Below are 22,458 nucleotides of genomic sequence, written 5' to 3' on the forward strand. Positions count from 1 at the left end.
GCCCTCATGTCCCACCATGTGATTTCCCCCTCGCTGCGCACCGTAAAACTGCCGGTTGCGGGATGCTGGAGATAACGTTCGTTCACTTCGCGACGGTGGCGGAACGCGCCAAAAGTGCGGTACTTGTCATTAGGGACGGAAGCGATCGCTTCCGTGGTCGTTTGATGGAGGCAGTGATGGGTGTGGCAGCCGGTCCGATCCGCGTGGTGGTCGCCAAGCCAGGGCTCGACGGCCACGATCGGGGGGCCAAGGTCATCGCGCGTGCCCTGCGCGACGCCGGCATGGAAGTCATCTACACCGGGCTCCACCAGACGCCGGAACAGATCGTGGACACCGCCATCCAGGAGGATGCCGACGCGATCGGCCTGTCCATCCTCTCCGGCGCGCACAACACCCTGTTCGCCGCGGTGATCGACCTGCTCAAGGAGCGCGATGCCGAGGACATCCTCGTCTTCGGCGGCGGCATCGTCCCGGACGAGGACATCCCGCCGCTGAAGGAGAAGGGCGTCGCGGAGATCTTCACGCCGGGCGCGACGACCGCGTCGATCGTGGAGTGGGTGCGGCAGAACGTCCGTCAGTCGGCTGCCTCCGGCGGTTGAGCGGCCGCCTCCGGCGGCCGGGTCGACGGTTCGGTGAGTGGGGGCCGGTTCGGGGCGAGTTCCGCGGCCATGTCCGCGCGCAGCCGCAGTGTGGTCACCAGTCGCTGGAACGCCTCCGCCCAGTAGCCTCCGGCTCCCGGCGCCGCGTCCTCCCGTTCGTCGGGTATCGCCAGCAGTGCCTCGAGCCGGGTGGCCTGCGCAGGGTCCAGGCAGCGCTCGGCCAGCCCCATCACCCCACTGAAGCTCCAGGGATAACTGCCCGCGTCGCGCGCGATGTTGAGCGCGTCCACGACCGCCCGGCCCAGCGGCGCGGCCCAGGGCACCGCGCACACCCCCAGTAGCTGGAACGCCTCCGACAGTCCGTGCGTGGCGATGAACCCGGCCACCCATGCGGCCCGTTCCACCGGGTCCAGGGTGGCCAGCAGCTTCGCGCGTTCCGCCAGTGACAACGCGCCGGGCCCGCCGGCCTCCGGCGCCGACGGCGAGCCGAGCAGCGCCCTCGACCACTCGGCGTCTCGCTGCCGCACCGCCGCCCGGCACCAGGCCGCGTGCAGTTCGCCCTGCCAGTCGTCCGTCACCGGCAGGGCCACGATCTCCTGCGCCGTCCGCCCGCCGAGCCGCTCCGGCCACGTGCCCAGCGGGGCTGCCTCCACCAACTGCCCCAGCCACCATGAGCGTTCTCCTCTGCCTGCGGGCGGTGTGGCCACCACACCGTCGCGCTCCATGCCGGAGTCGCACTCGAGCGGCGCTTCCACCGCGATCGCCGGCGGATTCCCCGTGCGGTCGAGGGCCACGCACGCCGCGGCCCGTACGGCCATGCGCGCGGCGAGAGCCGAAGCGGGCAGCGCCGACAGCAGCTCCGCCGCCGTCGCCCGCACATTGCGGCTGCGGTCGCCCAGCGCCTGCTCCAGGAACGGCTCGTCCGCGGCGGACAGGCCCGCGCGCAGCGAGTCGAGGAACATCACCCGGTCCTCCGCCCGCTCCGTCGGCCAGGTCGACGCGAGCAGCTCGCGCGCGAGGGCAGGGGCGGCGGCGCGCAGCGCGCCCAGCAGGGCCACCCGCTCGGCGAACAGCCCCTCCCGCCACAGCTCGCGCACCGCCTCGGTGTCGCCGGGGCCGGGCAGCGTGGCACCGCCGCCGGGGACCGTGCGCAGCGCGAAGCGCCAGTCCGTGTTCAGCCGGGCCAGCCACAGGGCCCGGGGGCCCGCGAACGCCAGCGCCGCCGGGCGCAGGTCCGTACGGCCACGGGCCGCGTCCAACAGGGCGGGAAGCGTCTGCGGGGGTGCCCCGTATCCACGGGCGTTGGCCGCCGCGAGCCACTGCGGGAGCAGCTCCATGAGGTCCGGTGAGCTGCCCCGGCGGCCGCCGCTTCCGCCGCCGGAACGGTCGGCCAGCAGCGTGGCGAGTCTGCGGGCCGCCGCGGGGGGCAGGGCCGGGCGGCGATCCTCGGGCGCCGGGTCCGGCCGGGCCGCCGCCCGCGCGGGTCGCAGCCAGGCCCGCCGCCGTACGGTCGCCACGGCGGCCTGGTCGAGCAGCGCCAAGGGTGCCTCGCGGCCGGACCCGGCGTACGCCGCGGCGCGCCGGTCGGTGCCGAGGAGAGCGGCGGTGACCAGGTCTTCCCAGGAGACGGCCGGGGCAGTGGGGGCCGTGTCGGCCGAGGGCGTCGTCGCGTTCATCGCGTTCCCTTTCCTTCGTGTCTCCGACGGGTTCCGGCGGTTATGGGCAGGCCGACGGCCGACGGCCGGTGGCTGTGGCTCGGCGCCAGAGCCCGCCAGGGGCTCCGGCCCTGGACCCGCCGCGCCCGCCTACCACCGACTGGGGCGGCAGGAAGGTTGCCCGCCACGCCCCGGCAGCGCGGCGACACCACCTCGACCGGGTGTGTTCGAAGGCGCCACGCCGTCCTGGTGGACCAGCTGGCGGCCTGGCCGTGTCGGGCGTGTCTGAAGGTGCTGCGCTGTGCCGGCAGGGATGTCAGCACAGCGGTACCGCCTCGCCCGAGCCCTGCGGCCAGGCCGTGAGGGGGGTGAAGCCGCGGTGGCCGCACTCGCCGAAGACCGTGACCGGGGTGCCGCCGGACAGGGCGACCAGCCGCCACAGGCCGGGGCGGGAGCGGGCGGCCCGGGTCAGCGGGAGGGCGGAGTCCGTGTCCGCGTCGGCCAGCTGCCACTCGTCGCCGTCCGGAACCGGTATCACCCGGCCCAGGGTCACCGGGACCGACTCCAGCCAGGGGTCGTCGCGCAGCGCCTCGCCGTACCGGGCCGCCGCCTCGGCCGTGTTCGTGCCCGGTGGACGGAACGCGGCCGGTGCGGGCGGGGCGAACCGCTCGCCCAGGGCGGACCGGGACTGGCCCGCCCCCGGATAGGCGGACAGCTCCGCGTCCAGCATCAGCCCCACCGGCAGGGACAGCTCCGGGGCCCGGCCGGCCGCGCCGTAGGACAGCAGCAGCCGGGTGCACTCCGAGGCGGCGCCGTGCAGCCATATCCGGCGGGTCGTCAGTTTCGGGTCCACCGTGTCGTACTGGGCGAGGACCAGCCAGCGGTCGCGGAGCGGCGCGCCGTCCGCCGTGGCGGGCAGGCCCAGCCGGGAGCGGACCGTGGCCGCGAGGGCGCCCGGCAGCCGGTCGCGGCGCAGCCAGCCCTGGTCTAGCAGATGCAGCAGCGCGCACTCCTCCAGCAACCGGGCCGGCCAGCCCGCACCCGACGCCGGGATCGCCCCCAACTCCCGTACGCGCGAGGCCAGCCCGGGTGCCTGGGCGTCGACCATGCGGGCCGCCGTCTCGTCCCACAGGCCGTACCCCGCCTGCTCGGCCGCGGCCAGGCCGCCGCGCAGCAGGTCCGCGAGGCGCTGCTCCAGCTCCGTCGCACCCGTGGTGACCCGCTCGGCCCGGCGCTCGGCTCGCCGCCGAGCCGCCCCCGGGTCGGCGGACCCGCTCCCCGAACTCCCCTCGCTCCGGGTGCGCTTGCCCTCGGCGCGCCTGCGTCTGCCCGCGAGCCACTGCTCGGCCCAGTCCGGCGGCTCTGCGGACGCTCGGACCGAGCCGTCGTCCCCCGCCCACAGCAGAAGCAGTCCGAGCGCGTGCTTGCACGGGAACTTACGGCTCGGACAACTGCACTTGTACGCCGGTCCGGCCGGGTCGGCGAGATCGACCGCCGTCTGGTACGGCCTGCTGCCGCTGCCCTTGCACAGCCCCCACACTGTCCCCTCTCCGCTTCCCGCACCCGACCACGGACCGGCCGTGCCGAGCTTGCCTCCCGCCCTGCGTGACGCGGCGTCAGGCGCCAGTGACAGCACCTGGTCCGCGGTCCAGCGCACCCCCTGCTCAGTCATGCCTCCGACGGTAGGTCCCGCCACTGACAATCCGTTCGGCGCGGGCGTTTGTGCAGGTCGGAGCGATTGTCAGTGGCGTGGTGCACGGTGGATGCCAGATCCGAACCGGCCGAGCTGGAGGGGGCCTCAGCCATGTCAGCCATGTCTGCGTCTGCCACGTCTGCGTCCGTGCGACCGACCACCGCCGGACCGACCCGCGGCGAGGGAGCGTCCGAGCACGCACGGGCGCTGCGACCACACGCCGAGCACGCCTTCGCCGCAGAACTCGCCGCACTCGCCGCGCAGGACGACCGCCCGCGCCCGGCCCGCTGGAAGCTGTCGCCGTGGGCGGTGGCGACGTACCTGCTCGGCGGCACCCTGCCGGACGGCACCGTGATCACACCCAAGTACGTGGGCCCGCGCCGGATCATCGAGGTGGCCGTCACCACACTCGCCACCGATCGCGCCCTGCTCCTGCTCGGCGTGCCCGGCACCGCCAAGACCTGGGTGTCGGAGCACCTGGCGGCCGCCGTCAGCGGTGACTCCACCCTGCTGGTGCAGGGCACGGCCGGCACCCCGGAAGAGGCGATCCGGTACGGCTGGAACTACGCGCAGCTGCTCGCGCACGGCCCGAGCCGTGACGCCCTCGTGCCCAGCCCCGTCATGCGCGCCATGGCCGAGGGCATGACGGCCCGGGTGGAGGAACTGACCCGTATCCCGGCCGACGTGCAGGACACGCTGATCACGATCCTGTCCGAGAAGACCCTGCCCGTCCCGGAGCTGGGCCAGGAGGTACAGGCGGTCCGCGGGTTCAACCTCATCGCCACCGCCAACGACCGGGACAGAGGGGTCAACGACCTCTCGAGCGCGCTGCGCCGCCGCTTCAACACCGTGGTGCTGCCGCTGCCGGAGAGCGCAGACGCCGAGGTCGACATCGTCACCCGCCGGGTCGAGCAGATCGGCCGTTCCCTCGACCTGCCGGCCGCGCCCGACGGCATCGAGGAGATCCGCCGTGTCGTGACCGTCTTCCGCGAGCTGCGGGACGGCATCACCGCCGACGGCCGCACCAAGCTGAAATCGCCCAGCGGCACGCTGTCCACGGCCGAGGCGATCTCCGTGGTCACCGCCGGCCTCGCTCTGTCCGCGCACTTCGGGGACGGCGTGCTACGGCCGGGTGATGTCGCCGCCGGCATCCTCGGCGCCGTCGTGCGCGACCCGGCGGCCGACCGGGTCGTCTGGCGGGAGTACCTGGAGACGGTCGTCCGCGAGCGCGACGGCTGGACGGACTTCTACCGCGCGTGCCGGGAGGTGAGCGCATGACCGACGACAGCCGCTGGCCCAAGGCCCAAGGTCCCGGACCGCTGTTGCTGGGCGTGCGGCACCACGGCCCCGGCTCCGCCCGCGCGGTGCGCAGCGCCCTGGACGCCGCCCGGCCCGTCGCCGTTCTGATCGAGGGCCCGCCCGAGGCCGATGCGTTGATCCCCCTGGCCGGCGACCCGGACCTCCGGCCCCCGGTCGCCCTGCTCGCCCATGCCGTGGACGAGCCAGGCCGCTCGGCGTTCTGGCCGTTCGCCGAGTTCAGCCCCGAATGGGTGGCGATCCGCTGGGCCCTGGAACACGGCCTCCCGGCCCACTTCATCGACCTGCCGGCCGCGCACACGCTCGCGTGGGAGAAGAACGAGGAGAAGAAAGAGAAGGAGAAAGAGAAGGAGGAGGAGAAGAAGACCGCGGCGGACCCGCGGCACACCGATGCCGGCCCGGACAGCGGTGAACAGGTCCGGGTCGACCCGCTCGCCGTGCTCGCCGAGGCCGCCGGACACGACGATCCGGAGCGCTGGTGGGAGGACGTGGTCGAGCACCGGGGCCCGGGGGAGCTGGACCCCTTCGCGCCCTTCGCCGCGCTGGAGGAGGCGATGGCCGCGCTCCGCGAGCGGTACGGCACCGGCGGGCACTCCCGGGACCTGGTCCGTGAGGCGCACATGCGGCTCCGGCTGCGCGCCGCGCGCAAGGAGTTCGGCGACGAGGTGGCCGTGGTCTGCGGGGCCTGGCATGTCCCCGCGCTGCGTGTGAAGTCCACAGTCACCGCCGACCGGTCCCTGCTGAAGGGATTGCCCAAGGTCAGGACCGACCTGACCTGGGTTCCCTGGACGCACCGCAGGCTCGCCCGGTCCAGCGGCTACGGCGCGGGCATCGACTCGCCGGGCTGGTACGGCCATCTGTTCCACGCGCCCGACCGGCCGGTCGAGCGGTGGCTGACCAGCGTGGCGCGGCTGCTGCGGGAGGAGGACCGGATCGTGTCCTCGGCCCACGTCATCGAGGCCGTCCGGCTCGCGGAGACCCTGGCGGCACTGCGCGGGCGCCCGTTGCCGGGGCTCAGCGAAACCACCGACGCGGTACGCGCGGTGATGGGCGACGGCTCGGACGTGCCGCTGGCGCTGGTGCACGACCGGCTGGTGGTCGGGGACGTCCTCGGAGAAGTCCCGGAGTCGGCGCCCGCGGTCCCGTTGCAGCGCGACCTGGCTCGGCAACAGCGTTCGCTGCGGCTCAAACCCGAGGCGCTGGAGCGCGAACTGGAGCTGGACCTACGAGGCGACACCGACGCCGGCCGCAGCAGGCTGCTGCACCGGCTCCGGCTGCTCGGCGTCGGCTGGGGCGAGCCCACGCGGTCACGGGGGAGCACGGGCACGTTCCGGGAGACGTGGCGGCTGCGCTGGGAGCCGGAGTTGTCGGTGCGGGTCGCCGAGGCGGGGGTGTGGGGGACGACCGTACGGGGCGCGGCGCAGGCCAAGGCCGAGGCGGACGCGATGGCCGCGCGGACCCTCGCCGATGTCACCGCGCTCGCCGAACAGTGCCTGCTCGGCGGGGTTTCGGACGCCCTGCCCGTGGTCATGCGGGTCCTGGCCGACCGGGCCGCGCTCGACGCCGACGTGGGTCATCTCGCCCAGGCCCTGCCCGCTCTGGTCCGCTCCCTGCGCTACGGCGACGTGCGCGGCACCGACAGCGGCGCTCTGGCCGGTGTCGCCGTGGGCCTCGCCGAACGAATCTTCGTCGGCCTGCCTCCGGCCTGCGCCGCCCTCGACACGGATGCGGCGGACGAGATGCGCACCCATGTCGACGCCGTGCACACGGCGGTGGGGCTACTCGCGGAGACGCCGACCGCGGCGGGAGCCGGGGGCGGTGCGGGCGACTGTGCCGGCGAGCGCGCCGGTTCCGGGCCGGGTGCGGGTGCCGGTGGCGTCGGGGTCGGCGCTCCCGACGCGGGTGCCGGGGGCGGTGCGGAGGGCGGTGCCGTTCCCAGTGCCGGGATCGGTGACCTGCGCGACCGTTGGCGAGCGGTGCTGGGGACCTTGTCCTCGCGCGACAGTGTGCCCGGGGTTTTGCGGGGGCGGGCGGTGCGGTTGCTGTTGGACGACGGCGAGTTGGGGCCCGACGAGGCGGCGCGGCTGATGGGGCTCGCTCTGTCACGGGGGACACCGCCCGCCGACGCCGCCGCCTGGATCGAGGGCTTCGTCGGCGGCGGGGGCGGACTGCTGCTGGTGCACGACGAGCGGCTGCTCGGTCTGGTGGACAGTTGGCTGACCGGTGTCCCGGTGGAGGCGTTCACGGACGTACTGCCGCTGCTGCGCCGCACGTTCGCGGCGTATGAGCCGGGGGTTCGCAGAACGCTCGGTGAACTCGTCCGGCGTGGCTCCACAGGCGCGTCCGGCCGGGCGGCCCATGCGGCCCTGGCACCGGGCTTCGCCGCCGAACCGGACACCGAGCGCGCCGACGCCGTACTGCCGGTACTGAGCCTGCTGCTCGGCCTGACCGACCCGATCGGAAGCGATCCGACCGGAAGCGACCCGATCGGAAGCGACCTGGCCGCGCGTGAAACGGCCGCGCGTGAATCGGCAGCGCCCGAAACGGCCTGGCGGGAATCGGTCGAGCGCGCCCCGCTCCGGCGGGGCCCGACCGGGTGTGGCGCGGTCGAGGACAACAGCCTTGTGGGGGTGGGTGTATGACGGGCAGGTCGGGGCCGGTGGAGGTCGAGGACGCGGCGCGGGAGCGGTTGCGGCGCTGGCGGCTGGTGCTCGGTGGGGAGCAGGCGGACGGCACCGGGTGTGCGCTGTCCGGGCGGGACGCGGCGATCGACGGCACGCTCGCCGCGCTGTACGGCAAGGGTGACAAACCGCTGGCGGGACGGGACCGTTCGGCGGGGCTCGGTGCCTCGGCGCCGTCGGTGGCGCGCTGGCTCGGGGACATCCGCACGTACTTCCCGTCCTCCGTGGTCCAGGTCATGCAGCGCGACGCCATCGACCGGCTCGGCCTTGCCTCCCTGCTGCTGGAGCCGGAGATGCTGGAAGCGGTGGAGGCGGACGTGCACCTGGTCGGCACGCTGCTCTCGCTGAACAAGGCGATGCCGGAGACGACGAAGGAGTCGGCGCGCGCGGTCGTGCGCAAGGTTGTTGAGGACCTGGAGAAGCGGCTCGCGAACCGTACTCGGGCCACGCTCACCGGTGCCCTCGACCGGAGCGCGCGGATCAGCCGCCCGCGCCACCACGACATCGACTGGAACCGCACCATCGCGGCCAACCTCAAGCACTACCTGCCCGAGTACCGCACGGTGGTGCCGGAACGGCTCGTCGGATACGGGCGGGCCGCCCAGTCCGTGAAGAAGGAGGTCATCCTCTGCATCGACCAGTCCGGGTCGATGGCCGCGTCCGTGGTCTACGCGTCCGTGTTCGGGGCGGTCCTCGCCTCCATGCGGTCGATCAGCACCCGGCTGGTCGTCTTCGACACGGCCGTGGTCGACCTCACCGACCAGCTGGACGACCCGGTCGACGTCCTCTTCGGCACCCAGCTCGGCGGCGGCACGGACATCAACCGGGCGCTGGCCTACTGCCAGTCACAGATAACCCGGCCCGCCGAGACCGTGGTCGTGCTGATCAGCGACCTCTACGAGGGCGGCATCCGCGACGAGATGCTCAAACGGGTGGCGGCGATGAAGGCGTCCGGGGTGCAGTTCGTGACGCTGCTCGCGCTGTCGGACGAGGGCGCGCCCGCCTATGACCGGGAGCACGCGGCGTCGCTCGCCGCGCTCGGCGCACCGGCCTTCGCCTGCACGCCCGACCTGTTCCCCGAGGTCATGGCCGCCGCACTGGAGAAGCGGCCGTTGCCCATACCGGACACCGTGTGACGCGGGACACGAAAGGGGCGAGAAAAGGGACATGACTACCCATCGGTAACAGGGGGCTTGCGTGGTCTCCCGCGTGCCGTGCAAGGATCGACGGAGCCCGTGTCGTGCCGAGCCCAGGATGTCCAGCTCCTTGACCTTCCCAGCAGCCCTCCTTGGTACCACCGTGCGCGTACTGCGTACGGCGGCCGGGCGGCGTGCGCTCCAACTGGCGCTGCTGGTCGGCGGACTGTTCGCGCTGGGATTCCTCTGCGGCGAACAGGCACACGCGGCCGACGGGACCCCGGTACCGGCGCAAGCGGCATCGGCTGCACCGCCGGCATCGGCTGCACCGCCGGTAGCGGCTGCGCCGCCGGTGTCGGCTGCGCCGGCCGTGCAGACCGTCCGCATGGCCACCGAGCGGGCTGCCGCCCGGGTCCACACCGTCGGCGAACAGTCGGTCACTCCCGTACGCGACGTGCTCGCCACCGTTTCCCGGACCGTCGGGACCGCGGTCGTCCAGGCCGTGGTCGACAAGCCCCGGGCCTCGGCGCACTCCCTGCCGCTGCCCGACCTCGGTCACGTCACGGACTCACCCGTCCGGTTGACGCCGGGGCCGAAGTCCACGGCGCCCGGCGCACAGCGGCACAGCGGTACGGCGGCGCCCGGTCCGGCGAAGCGGGAGCAGGAGCCGCGGCACGCCCGCGCCCAGGTCCGTACCGCGGTCGGCGCACCCGCGCCGGTCGCCGTGTACGGCCCGCAGGCCGCCCCCGTGCCGCGGTCCGCGGCGCACAGCTTCGCGCACCACGCCGCCGCCCTGGGTGTCCCCGGCCGGCCCGCGCCGCCCCCCGGGGACTCCGACGGTGTGCTCGGCAAGCAGGCCGCCGACGGCAGTTCGTTCCGCCATGGTGACGCGCATGCCGTTACCCCCGACGACCGGGCGCCCCTGCGGCTCGCGCCTGGCGCCGCCGCGCGCGTCGACGCGCCCCGCACCCGGGACCGGCACCGGGACATCCCCGTCTTCCCCGGCTAGGCAGCAGGGTCGACCTCCCCGCCACGGACCTGTCGCGCGGGGGCGGAGCAGGTCTGCCCGTCCGTCCGGACCCTCCAGCGATCGGCGCTGTCGAGCGCGGTCGGCCGCCGAAGCGTTCACCGCGACCGGCGTTCAGCGGTCTCCGGACATCCCCTAGCCGATTCCCATCGACTTCAGTCGTTTCCGGCCACTTCAGGCCATTCCGAAGGACTTGACGCACGCAATGAACAAGAACATCCGTCGTTCGATCGTGATAGCCGCCGGTGTCACCGGTGCGTGGGCGCTCGGCTCGGCCGTCGCCAGCGCCGACGAGCTGTCCGGCACCTCCGTCGCCGTGCCGGACGCGGGCACCGACAGTGTCGCCGGGACGGTCGACGGCGTCCTTTCCGGCGTCCACGACACCGTCTCCGGTGTCCAGAACACTGTCACGGGCACCGTCTCCGGCGTCCAGAACACCGTCACGGGCACCGTCTCCGGCCTGACCGGCACGGCCGGCTCGGCCACCCCGGCCCCCTCCTCCACCTCGCTCACCTCGACGGCGTCCACCGCCGCCGGCACCACCACCGGCACGGCCGATCAGGCCCGCCGTTACGTCGACGCCAAGGTCCCGGCGGCCGCGAAGATCCGGGGCGCCGAGGCCGTCAGGGGCGCTCAGGCGGCCCGCAGGGCGCAGGCACACGTCCAGGCCGACGGCACGCACGTCGACAGCACGCGCCTCGACGGCCACATCGCTCATGTGGCCCATGCCTCCCACCCGGCCGCGCACGCCGCCGCGACCGCGACCCGGGCCATCGCCCATGGCACTGTCCAGGACGAGATCGACTACCTCTTCGGCCCGCTCTCCTCCTTCGCGCCCGAGGTGGAGGAGGCCCTGGCGGCCGCCCAGACCAAGCTCCAGGCCACCCAGGCGGCCACCCGCCTGAAGGCGCAGGGTGTCGAGGGCGCCGTACGGACGACGGCGCAGCAGACCGTCGCGGCGGCGCAGGGCCGGACCGCCGGTGCCGCGAGCGCCGTGAGCGGCACGGCAGCCGGGGCGACCGGCGCGGCCGAGACCTCCGTCGCCGGTGTGCCCGCCCATGTCACCGGTACGGCGACGGGTGCCGGACAGCGGGTCCTCGGCACGGTCCGGGCCGTGCCCGGCGCGGTCACTCCGATGGTGGACGAGACGACGGCCGCCGCCGTTCCGCCGGTGGCCTCCGCGGCGGTGCACGGCGCGGTGCCGCTCGCCGGCCGGGTCGTGCCGGGCGTACAGGGCACGGCCGGGCATGCGGCGGCGGGCGGGTACGGCACCGTCCAGCAGACCGTCTCCGCCGCGCGCGGGGTCGCCGGGGGCGCGGTCTCCGGGGCGCAGGGCGTCGCCGGGGGCGCGGTATCGAGCGTGTACGGGACCGCTGAGGCCGCCGTGTCGGGTGTGTACGGGACTGCGGAGGGCGCGGTTTCGGGGGTGCACGGAACCGTCGCGGGCATCGCCCCCGGTGCGTACGGGACGGTCGGGGACGCTGCATCCGGTGCGTCCGGGACCGCCCAGGGCGCCGCGTCCGGGGTGCACGGGGTCGCCGCGGGCGCCGTCGGTGATGTGCAGCTGGCGGCGGCAGACGCGACGGCGTACGCAGGCGGGACGGCTGGGCAGGTCGCGCAGGAGGCCACGGACGCGGTGCTGCCGCCGGTGGCCTCCGGGGCCGTGCACGGGGTCGTGCCGGTCGCCGGGCAGGCCATCGCGGACGCCGGCGCCCTCGGTCGCGGCGTGGCCGGTGACGTCCAGCCCTTCGCGGGCGGCGTCCTCGGTGCCGTACCCCCGCTCGCGCACGGTGTGAGCAGGCAGACCGGAGCCTTCGCCGAGGGCGTCACCGCCCAGGTGCCGTCCTTCGCGGCCGGGGTCACCGGCGCGACGACGCCGCTCACCGACACCGCCACGTCCACGGTCGCGGAGACCGCGGTCGCCTCCACGGGCGCCGTGTACCAGGCGACCGGGATCGCCACAGGGGCGGTGGATCGGGCGGCGGGGACGGCCACCGGTGTCGCGTATCAGGCGGCCGGAACGGCGACGAGCACCGTGCATCAGGCGGCAGGGACGGCCACCGGAGTCGCCTATCAGGCGACCGGTACCGCCACCGGTGCCGCGTACCGCGCGACCGGTACCGCCACCGGTGCCGCGTACCGCGCGACCGGTACCGCCACCGGTGCCGCGTACCGCGCGACCGGAACCGCCACCGGTGTCGCCTACCACGCGACCGGAACCGCCACTGGCGCCGTGAACCGCGCGACCGGTACGGCCACCGGTGCCGCGTACCACGCGACCGGTACCGCCACCGGGGCCGTGCACCACGCGAGCGGGACCGTGGCGCCCGTGGTCGGGCGGGTGAGCGGGGTCGTGCTGCCGGTGGGTGACGGCGTCGGTGGGAGCGCCGCCGGTCTGGCCCACGGCGTCGCAGGTGAGGCCGGGCTTTTCGCGGCCGGGGTCAGCGGTGCGGACGGGCCGGTCGTCCAGCAGGCCGGAGGGTTCGCCGGGAACGTCCACGGCACGGTCCGGGAGGCCGGGGGCTCGCTCGCCGGGCACGCCGTCGACGGGGGCCGAGGGGTCGCCCGTACGGCCGTACCGACGTACCTCCAGGACTCCCAGGACTCCCAGGACTTCCAGGACCACGGGTACGGCGTGCGGGACGCCGCACAGGGAATCCGGTACCAGGGCTGAGTGCCCCGAACGGCTCCGTGGGGTGTCCGGACCCGGACGGCCGAATGCCGTCGGCCCGTCCGGCCGGGGCCCCGCGGCCCGGGCGGGTGGTCCCCATTGGGGTGGGGATCAACCGCCCCGGCCCCGGCACCACCGGGGCCGTCCCAGAGGCCTCACCGGGTCAACCCCAGCCCGGTGAGGCCTCGCAGATCACTCCGATTGCGGCACGGCGTGTCAGGGAACCCGGCATCATGTGACAGGTATCACCGCTCGTGTGTGACCCTCGATTTAGGGAGCCCCCGCAAGCGGCGATAACCTGCGAGACGGACATGCCGCGCGCTCGGACACCGTGTGCGCCCCCCTTGTGACAAGCGGACGTCACGCTGCCCTTCGCGGCACGCCCACGCATCCAACGAACCGCGAGATCACTGATAGGGACGGAAGCGCGTGGACCTGTTCGAGTACCAGGCGAGGGACCTCTTCGCCAAGCACGATGTACCGGTGCTGGCCGGTGAAGTCATCGACACGCCTGAGGCGGCGCGCGAGATCACCGAGCGTCTGGGCGGCAAGTCCGTCGTCAAGGCGCAGGTGAAGGTCGGTGGTCGCGGCAAGGCCGGTGGCGTCAAGCTGGCCGCCTCCGCGGACGAGGCCGTCGCCCGCGCGACGGACATCCTCGGCATGGACATCAAGGGCCACACGGTCCACAAGGTCATGATCGCCGAGACCGCTCCGGAGATCCTCGAGGAGTACTACGTCTCCTTCCTCCTCGACCGTGCCAACCGCACCTTCCTCTCCATCGCCTCCGTCGAGGGCGGCATGGAGATCGAGGAGGTGGCGGCCACCCGTCCGGAGGCCGTCGCCAAGACGCCGATCGACCCGATCGACGGTGTGGACGAGGCCAAGGCCCGCGAGATCGTCGCGGCCGCCAAGTTCCCGGCCGAGGTCGCGGACAAGGTCGCGGACGTCCTCGTCAAGCTGTGGGACACCTTCATCAAGGAGGACGCCCTCCTGGTCGAGGTGAACCCGCTGGCCAAGGTCGCCTCCGGCGAGGTCATCGCCCTCGACGGCAAGGTGTCGCTCGACGACAACGCCGAGTTCCGGCACCCCGACTTCGAGGAGCTCCACGACAAGGCCGCGGCCAACCCGCTCGAGGCCGCCGCCAAGGAGAAGAACCTCAACTACGTCAAGCTCGACGGCGAGGTCGGCATCATCGGCAACGGCGCCGGTCTCGTCATGAGCACCCTGGACGTCGTCGCGTACGCCGGTGAGAAGCACGGTGGCGTCAAGCCCGCCAACTTCCTGGACATCGGCGGTGGCGCCTCCGCCCAGGTCATGGCGAACGGCCTGGAGATCATCCTGGGCGACCCGGACGTCAAGTCCGTCTTCGTCAACGTCTTCGGTGGCATCACCGCCTGTGACGAGGTCGCCAACGGCATCGTGCAGGCCCTGAAGCTCCTGGAGGACCGCGGCGAGAAGGTCGAGAAGCCGCTCGTCGTCCGCCTCGACGGCAACAACGCCGAGCTGGGCCGGAAGATCCTCACCGACGCCAACCACCCGCTGGTGCAGCGCGTCGACACCATGGACGGCGCGGCCGACAAGGCCGCCGAGCTGGCCGCCGCCAAGTAAGCACTCAGGACGAGGACACCAACACACCATGGCTATCTGGCTCAACAAGGACAGCAAGGTCATCGTCCAGGGCATGACCGGCGCCACCGGCATGAAGCACACCAAGCTCATGCTCGGTGACGGCACGAACGTCGTGGGCGGCGTGAACCCGCGCAAGGCCGGCACCACCGTGGACTTCGACGGCACCGAGGTACCCGTCTTCGGCACCGTCGAGGAGGCCATCAAGGCCACCGGCGCCAACGTCTCCGTCATCTTCGTGCCGGAGAAGTTCACCAAGGACGCGGTCGTCGAGGCCATCGACGCCGAGATCCCGCTGGCCGTCGTCATCACCGAGGGCATCGCCGTGCACGACACGGCGTCCTTCTGGGCGTACGCCGGCAAGAAGGGCAACAAGACCCGCATCATCGGCCCGAACTGCCCCGGCATCATCACCCCGGGCCAGTCGAACGTCGGCATCATCCCGGGCGACATCACCAAGCCGGGCCGCATCGGCCTGGTCTCGAAGTCCGGCACGCTGACCTACCAGATGATGTACGAGCTCCGTGACATCGGCTTCTCGACGGCCGTCGGCATCGGTGGCGACCCGATCATCGGCTCCACCCACATCGACGCCCTGGCCGCGTTCCAGGACGACCCGGAGACCGAGCTGATCGTGATGATCGGTGAGATCGGCGGCGACGCCGAGGAGCGCGCGGCCGCGTTCATCAAGGAGAACGTGACCAAGCCGGTCGTCGGTTACGTCGCGGGCTTCACGGCGCCCGAGGGCAAGACCATGGGTCACGCCGGCGCCATCGTCTCCGGCTCCTCCGGCACCGCACAGGCCAAGAAGGAGGCCCTGGAGGCCGCGGGCGTCAAGGTCGGCAAGACCCCGACCGAGACGGCGAAGCTGGCCCGCGAGGTTCTGGGCGGCTGAGCTTCCTGACGCCGCTCGGCTTCTGAGCCGAACGTTGGTGGGCCCGTTCCCGGGTGGGGGCGGGCCCACCGGCGTTTGCGCTCGCCACGCACGACCGACCGCGCCGCTCATCTCGCCAACGGAGCAAACCTCTCCGGCCCGCTCGCGGCAGCGCCTCGCAACTTCTCCCGCAGTGCCTGTTGTTCCCGCGACAGCGGCCCCATCACCCCCGCCGGCGGAACCCCCTGCACCGCCTGCGCCGGGGCGAGCGGCGCCTCGTAGTGCGTCGGGGCCGACCGCAGCGTGAGCGTCGTCGCGCCGATGATCGTGACCGTGAACGCGATCGCCGCCCGCGTCCAGAGCACGTTCCGCCGTTCGCCCTCCCGCCGCACCGGCTCCGGGCGGGCCGCGCGCAGCCGCTCCGCCGAGGCCAGCAGCAGCAGCCGGCGATGCAGTTCGGCGGGGTCGGCCAGCTCCGGCAGCCGCGCCGCCAGCGCCTCGCGGGCGTGGGTCAGCCGGTTCGCGGCGGCCGGTGTGCTCGCCTCCGTCTCCGCCGCCGTCTCCGGCAGGTCGAGGCCCACACCGTCGTACAGGACGAGCGTGCGCCGGTACGCCGGCGGCAGCTCGAGCAGGGCGCACAGCAGCGCCCGGTCGGCGGGATCGGCGGGCGGCGGCTCCGGGTGGCGGTACCGGGGCCGGAAGCGGTGCCACGGCGAGAGCGCGCAGTCGTACGCCGCCGCCCGCACCCAGCCGCCCGGATCCCGGTCCCGGGCCACTTCGGGCCAGCGCTGCCAGGCCAGCTGGAAGGCCCGCTCCACGGCCTCGCGGGCCAGTTCCCGGCGCCCGGTGAGCAGATAGGTCTGGCGTACGAGGGCGGCGGCGCAGAACTCGTACAGCTCGTCGAAGGCCTGAGCGGGCATCAGGGGATCGGCGGTGACGGCCGGGGGCGCCCCCCGGCTCCTCTCGACCGTCGGCGCCGCGGCGTTCTGCGGTGTCATGACGCACCCTTACGTACGAAAAAGCACATAAAAGTATCTTGAGCGACACTACGGATGTTTGCCTGTTACGACCGGAAAGCGGGTGTCGTTGGGAGCATGGCGTGCGTGATCCTGATGACCGTTCGCCGACCCTCGCTGACGCCCCTGCTGACCCGGATGCGGGACCGTGAACCCGGACTGGCCGCGAGCCTGCTGAGCGGCGCCGTCGCGGCCGGACTCGGCTTCGCCTCGTTCGCCGCGCTGCTGATGGTGCTGTGGGTCAGCTCGCCGTACCCCGACAGCGGTCCGGGCGGCGCGCTGCATGTCGCCGGTGCGCTGTGGCTGCTGGCCCACGGCGTCGAACTGGTGCGCACCGACACGCTCTCCGGCACACCCATGCCGGTGGGCGTGACGCCCTTGTTGCTGCTGGTGTTGCCCGTGTGGCTGGTGTACCGGGCGGCCAGGGACGCGGTGGACGCGCCCGCCGACGCCGACGGCCCGCCGCCGGTACCGGCGCGCACGGCGTGGACGGGGGTCGTCCTCGGCTACCTCGGCGTCGGCGGCGCGGTCGCGCTGTACTGCTCGGGCGGCGAACTGCGGCCCGCGTGGTTCTGGGTGACGGTCTGTCTGCCGCTGGTCGCGGCCACCTCGGCGGCGGCCGGGGTGTGGTCGGCGTACGGCCGCCCGAGCGAGCCGGTGCTCAAGGCGCTGGAGGTGTTGCCGGGACCGGTACGGCGGCTGGTGTTCGGCGAGGACGCACTCGCCCGGCTGGGTACGGCCGTACGGGCCACCGGTGCCGCCACCGCGGTGTTCCTCGGCGGCGGGGCGCTGGCGCTCGGGGTGTCGCTGGTGTGGCACGGCGGGGCGGCGCAGGCGTCCTTCCTCCAGCTGACGGAGGGGTGGACGGGCCGGTTCGCGGTGCTGCTGCTCGGCATCGCGCTGGTCCCCAACGCGGCGGTGTGGGCCGCGTCCTACGCCCTCGGCCCCGGCTTCCTGCTCGGCGCCGGGCATGTGGTGCAGCCCTTCGCCTCCGACCCGGCCCCGCTGCTGCCGCCGTTCCCCCTGCTGGCGGCCGTGCCGGACGCCGGCGCCGGAACGCTGCCGAACTGGGTGCCGGGGCTGGTGCCGGTGGTGGCCGGGATGACGGCGGGGTGGTTCGTGGCGCGCGGGGCTGTGCACCGGCCGGAGCCGGGCGCAGCGGCGTCGGCCCGCACCCGCTGGTCGGCCGTCCGCACCGCCGGGACGGTGCTGCTGACGGCTACGTTCTGCGCGGCGGCGCTCGCCCTGCTCGCCGACCTGGCGGGCGGCCCGCTGGGCGTGTCGGCGCTGGCCCGCTTCGGACCGGTGTGGTGGCAGACCGGGGGAGCGGCGGGGGCGTGGACGGCGCTGTCCGGCTTGCCGGTGGCGCTGGTCGTACGGGCCTGGCGGCTGTGGAGCGGGCGCGCGCGGGGCGGGGAGATCCCGGCGCAGGGGGCGGGGGCGGTGACGGGGAACTCCGGGAGCGGACAGGAACAGAAGAAGACACCGGACCCGGCGAAGGCGCAGGAGGAGACTGCCGCCAAGGGCAGGAGCGCGGAGCCGGACGACGGGGCGGACATGGGCGGGAAGGCGGGTCAGGGGAAGCAGACCACCGGCGCCCAGGGCGGGCTCGCGGGCGCCAAGGGCAAGGCCGGGGAGTCGGGCAAGGGCAGGACGACCGCACCTCGACCGGAGCCGGCCGTGCCCGACGAGGACGAGCGGTACGACGTCCTCCCGGCCGGCGACGCGTTCCCCCAGGACTGGCACGACGACCTCGCCCGGACCTCACGCTGGGCGGCCCTGCGCGAGGCAGCCGCCTCCCGCGACCTGCCCGGCCCCGCAGCCCCTTCCATGCCGCCCGTGGAGCCCGCGGCCCATGCGGAGTCGACGCCGGCTGAGGAGCCGACGCCCGCTGTGGAGTCCCTGCCACCTGCAGAACCGACGCCCTTCGCAGAGCCGACGCCCTCCGCAGAGTCATCGGCCCACGCCCAGTCGACGCCCCCTGCGGACGCGACGCCTCCGCCCGAGCCTCGGCCGGACCACGCCGGCCCGGCACCCACCGATCCGTCACTCACCGACCCGTCACCCGGCACCCCGAACCCCGGCACCCCGAACCCCGGCACCCCGAACCCCGGCACCCCCTGACGCCGCGCCGCCCACCGGCGCCACCGGCGTGCCCCGGGCGGGGCCTCAGCTGTTCCCGACGCCCAGAACGCCGCGCAGTTGCTGCGGCAGCAACTGGTCGCAGGACTGCTTCGCCTCGTGGGTGAGGGCGTCGTTCACGCAGGTGTAGTAGTCGCGGTAGACGAACTGGATCGTGAAGGTCGAGGCGACCAGGACCAGGGCCAGGGACGCGGTGATCAGGCCGCCGATGGCCGCCGTGACCTGGGGGCGGCCGGCACCCGGCGGAGGGGCCGGGGTGTCCGGGTCGGGCGTGCGCGGCTTGGCGCGCAGGGCGCTGCCGCCCCAGTACAGGGCCAGCGCGCCCAGCAGCAGGGCCACGTACGGCCAGCTGAACAGGGCGAAGAAGACCGCCCACATGCCCGACAGGAGTGCGTAACGGGCGCGGCGCTGCACCGGGTCCGTCGGGTCCCAGCGCATGCCGCCGGATCCGGCCGGTCCGCCCGGGCCCTGGGGCGCGCCCCCGGGCCGCTGGCCGAAGCCGCCGGGGGAGCGCCCGGGCTGGCGGTCGCTCCACTGGCTGCCCCACGGGGAGTCGCCCCCGGAGCCGGACCCGTGACCGGACCCCTGGGAGCCCTCGGGGTGCCGCGGCTGCCAGGGCCGGTCCGGCGCGCCCTCGGGCGGCGGCGCGAAGGGATTGTCGTCCTGCGGCCCGGCGCCCCGTGCGTCACCGCCTGTACTGCCCTGTCCGCGCTGCCCGCCGTGTCCGTCCTGTCCGTCCTGCCCGCCCCGGGAAGCCTCCGGCGGCGAGGCCGGCCGCTCTCGCAGCAGCACGGTGCCACGCTCGCCTCCCAGGGCCGGGCTCGGAGGGAACGTGAGGACTCGCAGGCTGCGATCGGGCATCAAAAGAGCGTCTTCCCCTAGGTGAATACGGCTGTGCGCACGGCTGTCCGATATGGGCTTCCACTCCGACAACGCACCGTACGACGACCGCGTTCCCGAGGCTGCCCTTCGTGATCCTTGCGTGATTCCCTGCGAACGCTACCTTCCGGCCACACACCCGTCCCGTGGGGGCCCTTCCCATGTGCCGGTATCGTTGCTGACGGTCGGCCGCTTCGTAGACTTCCCTGTATCGAGGGGCGCAACGCATTCGTACGAATGTACAAAGCGAGGCGAAGCGCAGACCGGAACCGTCGCCACCCGAGAAAGGGCCCCATCGTGGCCGCCACCCCCGCCGGCCGAGCGGCCAAGCGCCTCGTCGTGCTGGTCTCCGGATCCGGCACCAACCTGCAGGCGCTCCTGGACGAGATCGAGCGCACCGGAGCCGAGCGGTACGGCGCCCGGATCGTCGCCGTAGGGGCCGACCGAGACGGCATCGAGGGGCTCGCCCGCGCCGAGCGCGCCGGGCTGCCGACCTTCGTCTGCAAGGTCAAGGACCACGCGAGCCGCGAGGAGTGGGATGCCGCCCTCGCCGAGGCCGTGGCCGCCTACGAGCCGGACCTCGTGGTCTCCGCCGGGTTCATGAAGATCGTGGGGAAGGAGTTCCTCGCGCGCTTCGGCGGGCGGTTCGTGAACACGCACCCCGCCCTGCTGCCCAGTTTTCCCGGGGCCCACGGCGTCCGTGACGCGCTCGCGTACGGCGCCAAGGTCACCGGCTGCACCGTCCACTTCGTCGACGACGGCGTCGACACCGGCCCGATCATCGCCCAGGGCGTGGTCGAGGTCCGGGACGAGGACGACGAGAGCGCGCTGCACGAGCGCATCAAGGAAGTCGAGCGAAGGCTGCTCGTCGAGGTCGTGGGGCGGCTCGCCCGCAACGGCTATCGCATTGAGGGACGAAAGGTAGTAATCCAGTGACCGCCGAGAGCACTGTCACGGCCGAGAGCACCAAGCGGGCCATTCGCCGCGCGCTCGTCAGCGTCTACGACAAGACCGGGCTGGAAGACCTCGCGCGCGGGCTGCACGAGGCCGGTGTCGAGCTCGTCTCCACCGGGTCCACGGCCGGCCGTATCGCCGCCGCCGGCGTCCCCGTCACCAAGGTCGAGGAGCTGACCGGCTTCCCCGAGTGCCTGGACGGCCGGGTGAAGACCCTGCACCCTAGGGTGCACGCGGGCATCCTCGCCGACCTGCGGCTGGAGAGCCACCGCGAGCAGCTCGCCGAGCTCGGCGTGGAGCCGTTCGACCTTGTCGTCGTCAACCTCTACCCCTTCCGAGAGACCGTGGCCTCGGGCGCGAGCGACGACGAATGTGTGGAGCAGATCGACATCGGCGGCCCGTCCATGGTCCGTGCCGCCGCCAAGAACCACCCCTCCGTGGCCGTGGTCACCAGCCCCGAGCGGTACGCCGACGTGCTCGCGGCCGTCAAGGACGGCGGCTTCGACCTCGCCGCGCGCAGGCGCCTGGCCGCCGAGGCGTTCCAGCACACGGCCGCCTACGACGTGGCCGTCGCCTCCTGGTTCGCCTCCTCCTACGCGCCGGTCGACGACTCTCAGTTCCCCGACTTCCTCGGCGCCACCTACGAGCGCAAGAACACCCTGCGCTACGGCGAGAACCCGCACCAGCCGGCCGCCCTGTACGTCGACGGCAGCGGCGGGCTCGCGGACGCCGAGCAGCTGCACGGCAAGGAGATGTCGTACAACAACTACACGGACACGGACGCCGCCCGCCGTGCCGCGTACGACCACGACGAGCCGTGCGTCGCGATCATCAAGCACGCCAACCCCTGCGGCATCGCGGTGGGTTCGGACGTCGCCGAGGCGCACCGCAAGGCGCACGCCTGCGACCCGGTCTCCGCGTACGGCGGTGTCATCGCGGTCAACCGGCCGGTGAGCCGGCAGATGGCCGAGCAGGTCGCGGAGATCTTCACCGAGGTCATCGTCGCCCCGGACTACGAGCAGGGGGCCCTGGAGGCCCTCGCCCGGAAGAAGAACATCCGGGTCCTGAAGGCCCCGGGCGCGCCCTGCAACCGGGTCGAGGCCAGGCAGGTCGACGGCGGTGTCCTGCTCCAGGTCACCGACCGGCTCCAGGCCGAGGGCGACGACCCGGCGGGCTGGACGCTGGCGTCGGGCGAGGCGCTGAGCGCCGACGAGCTCAAGGAGCTCGCCTTCGCCTGGAAGGCCTGCCGCTCGGTGAAGTCCAACGCGATCCTGCTCGCCAAGGACGGCGCCTCGGTCGGTGTCGGCATGGGCCAGGTCAACCGCGTCGACTCCTGCAAGCTGGCCGTCGAGCGAGCCGGTGAGGAGCGGGCGCGCGGCTCCTACGCCGCCTCCGACGCGTTCTTCCCCTTCCCCGACGGGCCGGAGATCCTCATCGCCGCCGGCGTCCGGGCGATCGTCCAGCCGGGCGGCTCGATCCGCGACGAGCAGGTCGTCGAGGCCGCCAAGAAGGCGGGCGTGACCATGTACTTCACGGGCACGCGCCACTTCTTCCACTGAGCACCTGACATGTGAGCGCCAGACACGAGTGACGGCCTCCGGCCCTCCCCCGAGGGAGCCGGAGGCCGTCGGCCTTGCCGGGTCGGGTCAGCAGGGACGCAGGGAGTAGATCGGGTCCCAGTTCGCCGTGCCGGCCTCGTACGCCGTCGACGTCCAGCGGGTGCTGCCGTCCTGGTTGTAGAAGCTGGCGACCGTGCCCGGCGTCTGGTTGTTGGTGAACGGGCCGTCCCCGGTCCAGTTGTTCACGGTCCAGGTCTGGCACTTGTAGAAGTCGAACTTGGTGCCCTTGACGACCATGCACAGGTGGCCGTAGGCGCAGTCCAGGTCCTTGGCGGTGACCTTGCCCCGCGGCGCCTTGGTGAGGGTCAGGCCGTCGTACCTGACCTGGTCGGCGGAGGCGGAGAGGGCCTTCGGGTGGCCCGCGAGGACCTGGTCGGCGACCTGCTGGACGCCGGTGACCCGGGTGCCGTCCGGTGCGGCGGCGGTGGCCGCCACCGTGGAGCCGGCGAGCAGGGCGGTGGCCGCGACGAGCAGCGCGGCGGGCTTGACGATGTTCACTGTTCCCCCATGTGAACGAGTGGTTCGGTGGTTCCACCGTCCCAGCCGCGCCCCGTCCGCCGGTACCTCGG

16 protein-coding genes are annotated in these 22,458 nt (G+C 73.6%); 11 read left to right on the forward strand and 5 right to left on the reverse strand.

Translation table 11 applies throughout. The features are described from left to right. The first annotated feature begins 176 nt into the window (after positions 1-176). A complete protein-coding gene (locus ACWC2T_RS07650) occupies positions 177-599 on the forward strand; it encodes a cobalamin B12-binding domain-containing protein (protein WP_450669599.1) in 423 nt (140 codons plus the stop codon). Here ACWC2T_RS07650 and ACWC2T_RS07655 read toward each other — a convergent pair. After that, the gene (locus ACWC2T_RS07655) at positions 575-2,275 is read right to left on the reverse strand and encodes a DUF5691 domain-containing protein (RefSeq protein WP_450669490.1); all 1,701 of its coding nucleotides are present in this window, start codon (positions 2,273-2,275) and stop codon (positions 575-577) included. The two genes, ACWC2T_RS07650 and ACWC2T_RS07655, sit on opposite strands and share 25 nt — an antisense overlap. Before the next feature lie 295 nt (positions 2,276-2,570). Further along, on the reverse strand, positions 2,571-3,926 hold the full coding sequence (locus ACWC2T_RS07660; RefSeq protein ID WP_450669491.1) for an SWIM zinc finger family protein: 1,356 nt from the start codon (positions 3,924-3,926) through the stop codon (positions 2,571-2,573). Positions 3,927-4,067: 141 nt separating this feature from the next. On the opposite strand from ACWC2T_RS07660, the gene ACWC2T_RS07665 reads away from it, so the two are divergent. From ACWC2T_RS07665 to sucD, 7 genes are all read left to right on the forward strand, one after another. After that, positions 4,068-5,225 (forward strand): ATP-binding protein, encoded by a 1,158-nt coding sequence (locus ACWC2T_RS07665; protein ID WP_450669492.1) that lies wholly within the window; start codon positions 4,068-4,070, stop codon positions 5,223-5,225. Further along, positions 5,222-7,906 carry a DUF5682 family protein gene (locus tag ACWC2T_RS07670; protein ID WP_450669493.1) on the forward strand — a complete coding sequence of 895 codons (2,685 nt, stop codon included), beginning with the start codon at positions 5,222-5,224 and terminating at the stop codon, positions 7,904-7,906. The genes ACWC2T_RS07665 and ACWC2T_RS07670 overlap by 4 nt, the downstream gene beginning before the upstream one ends. Next, positions 7,903-9,081, forward strand: a complete 1,179-nt coding sequence (locus tag ACWC2T_RS07675) for a vWA domain-containing protein (RefSeq protein WP_450669494.1) — start codon at positions 7,903-7,905, stop codon at positions 9,079-9,081. Before ACWC2T_RS07670 ends, ACWC2T_RS07675 begins: the two co-directional genes overlap by 4 nt. A gap of 130 nt (positions 9,082-9,211) precedes the next feature. Further along, positions 9,212-10,090 (forward strand): hypothetical protein, encoded by an 879-nt coding sequence (locus ACWC2T_RS07680; RefSeq protein WP_450669495.1) that lies wholly within the window; start codon positions 9,212-9,214, stop codon positions 10,088-10,090. A 223-nt stretch (positions 10,091-10,313) separates the two neighbouring features. Next, on the forward strand, positions 10,314-12,782 hold the full coding sequence (locus ACWC2T_RS07685) for a beta strand repeat-containing protein (protein WP_450669496.1): 2,469 nt from the start codon (positions 10,314-10,316) through the stop codon (positions 12,780-12,782). Between the two features lie 426 nt (positions 12,783-13,208). Then, entirely contained in the window at positions 13,209-14,387 is a 1,179-nt protein-coding gene (gene sucC / locus ACWC2T_RS07690) for an ADP-forming succinate--CoA ligase subunit beta (RefSeq protein WP_450669497.1), read from the forward strand. 28 nt (positions 14,388-14,415) lie between these two features. After that, on the forward strand, positions 14,416-15,300 hold the full coding sequence (sucD, locus tag ACWC2T_RS07695; RefSeq protein WP_351210561.1) for a succinate--CoA ligase subunit alpha: 885 nt from the start codon (positions 14,416-14,418) through the stop codon (positions 15,298-15,300). A gap of 107 nt (positions 15,301-15,407) precedes the next feature. Here the strand turns inward: sucD and ACWC2T_RS07700 are convergent, their stop codons facing one another. Beyond that, a complete protein-coding gene (locus ACWC2T_RS07700; protein ID WP_450669498.1) occupies positions 15,408-16,277 on the reverse strand; it encodes an RNA polymerase sigma factor in 870 nt (289 codons plus the stop codon). Positions 16,278-16,391: 114 nt separating this feature from the next. On the opposite strand from ACWC2T_RS07700, the gene ACWC2T_RS07705 reads away from it, so the two are divergent. After that, entirely contained in the window at positions 16,392-18,419 is a 2,028-nt protein-coding gene (locus tag ACWC2T_RS07705) for a cell division protein PerM (RefSeq protein ID WP_450669499.1), read from the forward strand. 45 nt (positions 18,420-18,464) lie between these two features. Here ACWC2T_RS07705 and ACWC2T_RS07710 read toward each other — a convergent pair whose 3' ends face one another. Then, entirely contained in the window at positions 18,465-19,298 is an 834-nt protein-coding gene (locus ACWC2T_RS07710) for a hypothetical protein (RefSeq protein ID WP_450669500.1), read from the reverse strand. 315 nt (positions 19,299-19,613) lie between these two features. Between ACWC2T_RS07710 and purN the strand changes: the two genes are divergently transcribed. Together purN and purH are read left to right on the forward strand one after the other, a co-directional pair. Next, the gene (gene purN, locus ACWC2T_RS07715; protein WP_450669501.1) at positions 19,614-20,252 is read left to right on the forward strand and encodes a phosphoribosylglycinamide formyltransferase; all 639 of its coding nucleotides are present in this window, start codon (positions 19,614-19,616) and stop codon (positions 20,250-20,252) included. Continuing rightward, on the forward strand, positions 20,249-21,829 hold the full coding sequence (gene purH / locus ACWC2T_RS07720; protein ID WP_450669502.1) for a bifunctional phosphoribosylaminoimidazolecarboxamide formyltransferase/IMP cyclohydrolase: 1,581 nt from the start codon (positions 20,249-20,251) through the stop codon (positions 21,827-21,829). The genes purN and purH overlap by 4 nt, the downstream gene beginning before the upstream one ends. A gap of 87 nt (positions 21,830-21,916) precedes the next feature. Here purH and ACWC2T_RS07725 read toward each other — a convergent pair whose 3' ends face one another. Beyond that, complete coding sequence (locus ACWC2T_RS07725) at positions 21,917-22,387, reverse strand: hypothetical protein (protein WP_351210573.1); 471 nt, start codon at positions 22,385-22,387, stop codon at positions 21,917-21,919. Positions 22,388-22,458 lie beyond the last annotated feature (71 nt).

It is taken from the genome of Streptomyces sp. NPDC001393 (assembly GCF_053597455.1).

Excerpts from the sequence above, each read along its gene's own strand:
- ACWC2T_RS07650 (WP_450669599.1), top strand. The coding sequence starts at position 177 with ATGGGTGTGGCAGCCGGTCCGATCCGCGTGGTGGTCGCCAAGCCAGGG.
- ACWC2T_RS07655 (WP_450669490.1), bottom strand. The coding sequence starts at position 2,275 with ATGAACGCGACGACGCCCTCGGCCGACACGGCCCCCACTGCCCCGGCC.
- ACWC2T_RS07685 (WP_450669496.1), top strand. The coding sequence starts at position 10,314 with ATGAACAAGAACATCCGTCGTTCGATCGTGATAGCCGCCGGTGTCACC.
- ACWC2T_RS07670 (WP_450669493.1), top strand. The coding sequence starts at position 5,222 with ATGACCGACGACAGCCGCTGGCCCAAGGCCCAAGGTCCCGGACCGCTG.
- ACWC2T_RS07665 (WP_450669492.1), top strand. The coding sequence starts at position 4,068 with ATGTCTGCGTCTGCCACGTCTGCGTCCGTGCGACCGACCACCGCCGGA.
- ACWC2T_RS07660 (WP_450669491.1), bottom strand. The coding sequence starts at position 3,926 with ATGACTGAGCAGGGGGTGCGCTGGACCGCGGACCAGGTGCTGTCACTG.
- ACWC2T_RS07675 (WP_450669494.1), top strand. The coding sequence starts at position 7,903 with ATGACGGGCAGGTCGGGGCCGGTGGAGGTCGAGGACGCGGCGCGGGAG.
- sucD (WP_351210561.1), top strand. The coding sequence starts at position 14,416 with ATGGCTATCTGGCTCAACAAGGACAGCAAGGTCATCGTCCAGGGCATG.
- ACWC2T_RS07705 (WP_450669499.1), top strand. The coding sequence starts at position 16,392 with ATGACCGTTCGCCGACCCTCGCTGACGCCCCTGCTGACCCGGATGCGG.
- ACWC2T_RS07710 (WP_450669500.1), bottom strand. The coding sequence starts at position 19,298 with ATGCCCGATCGCAGCCTGCGAGTCCTCACGTTCCCTCCGAGCCCGGCC.
- ACWC2T_RS07700 (WP_450669498.1), bottom strand. The coding sequence starts at position 16,277 with ATGACACCGCAGAACGCCGCGGCGCCGACGGTCGAGAGGAGCCGGGGG.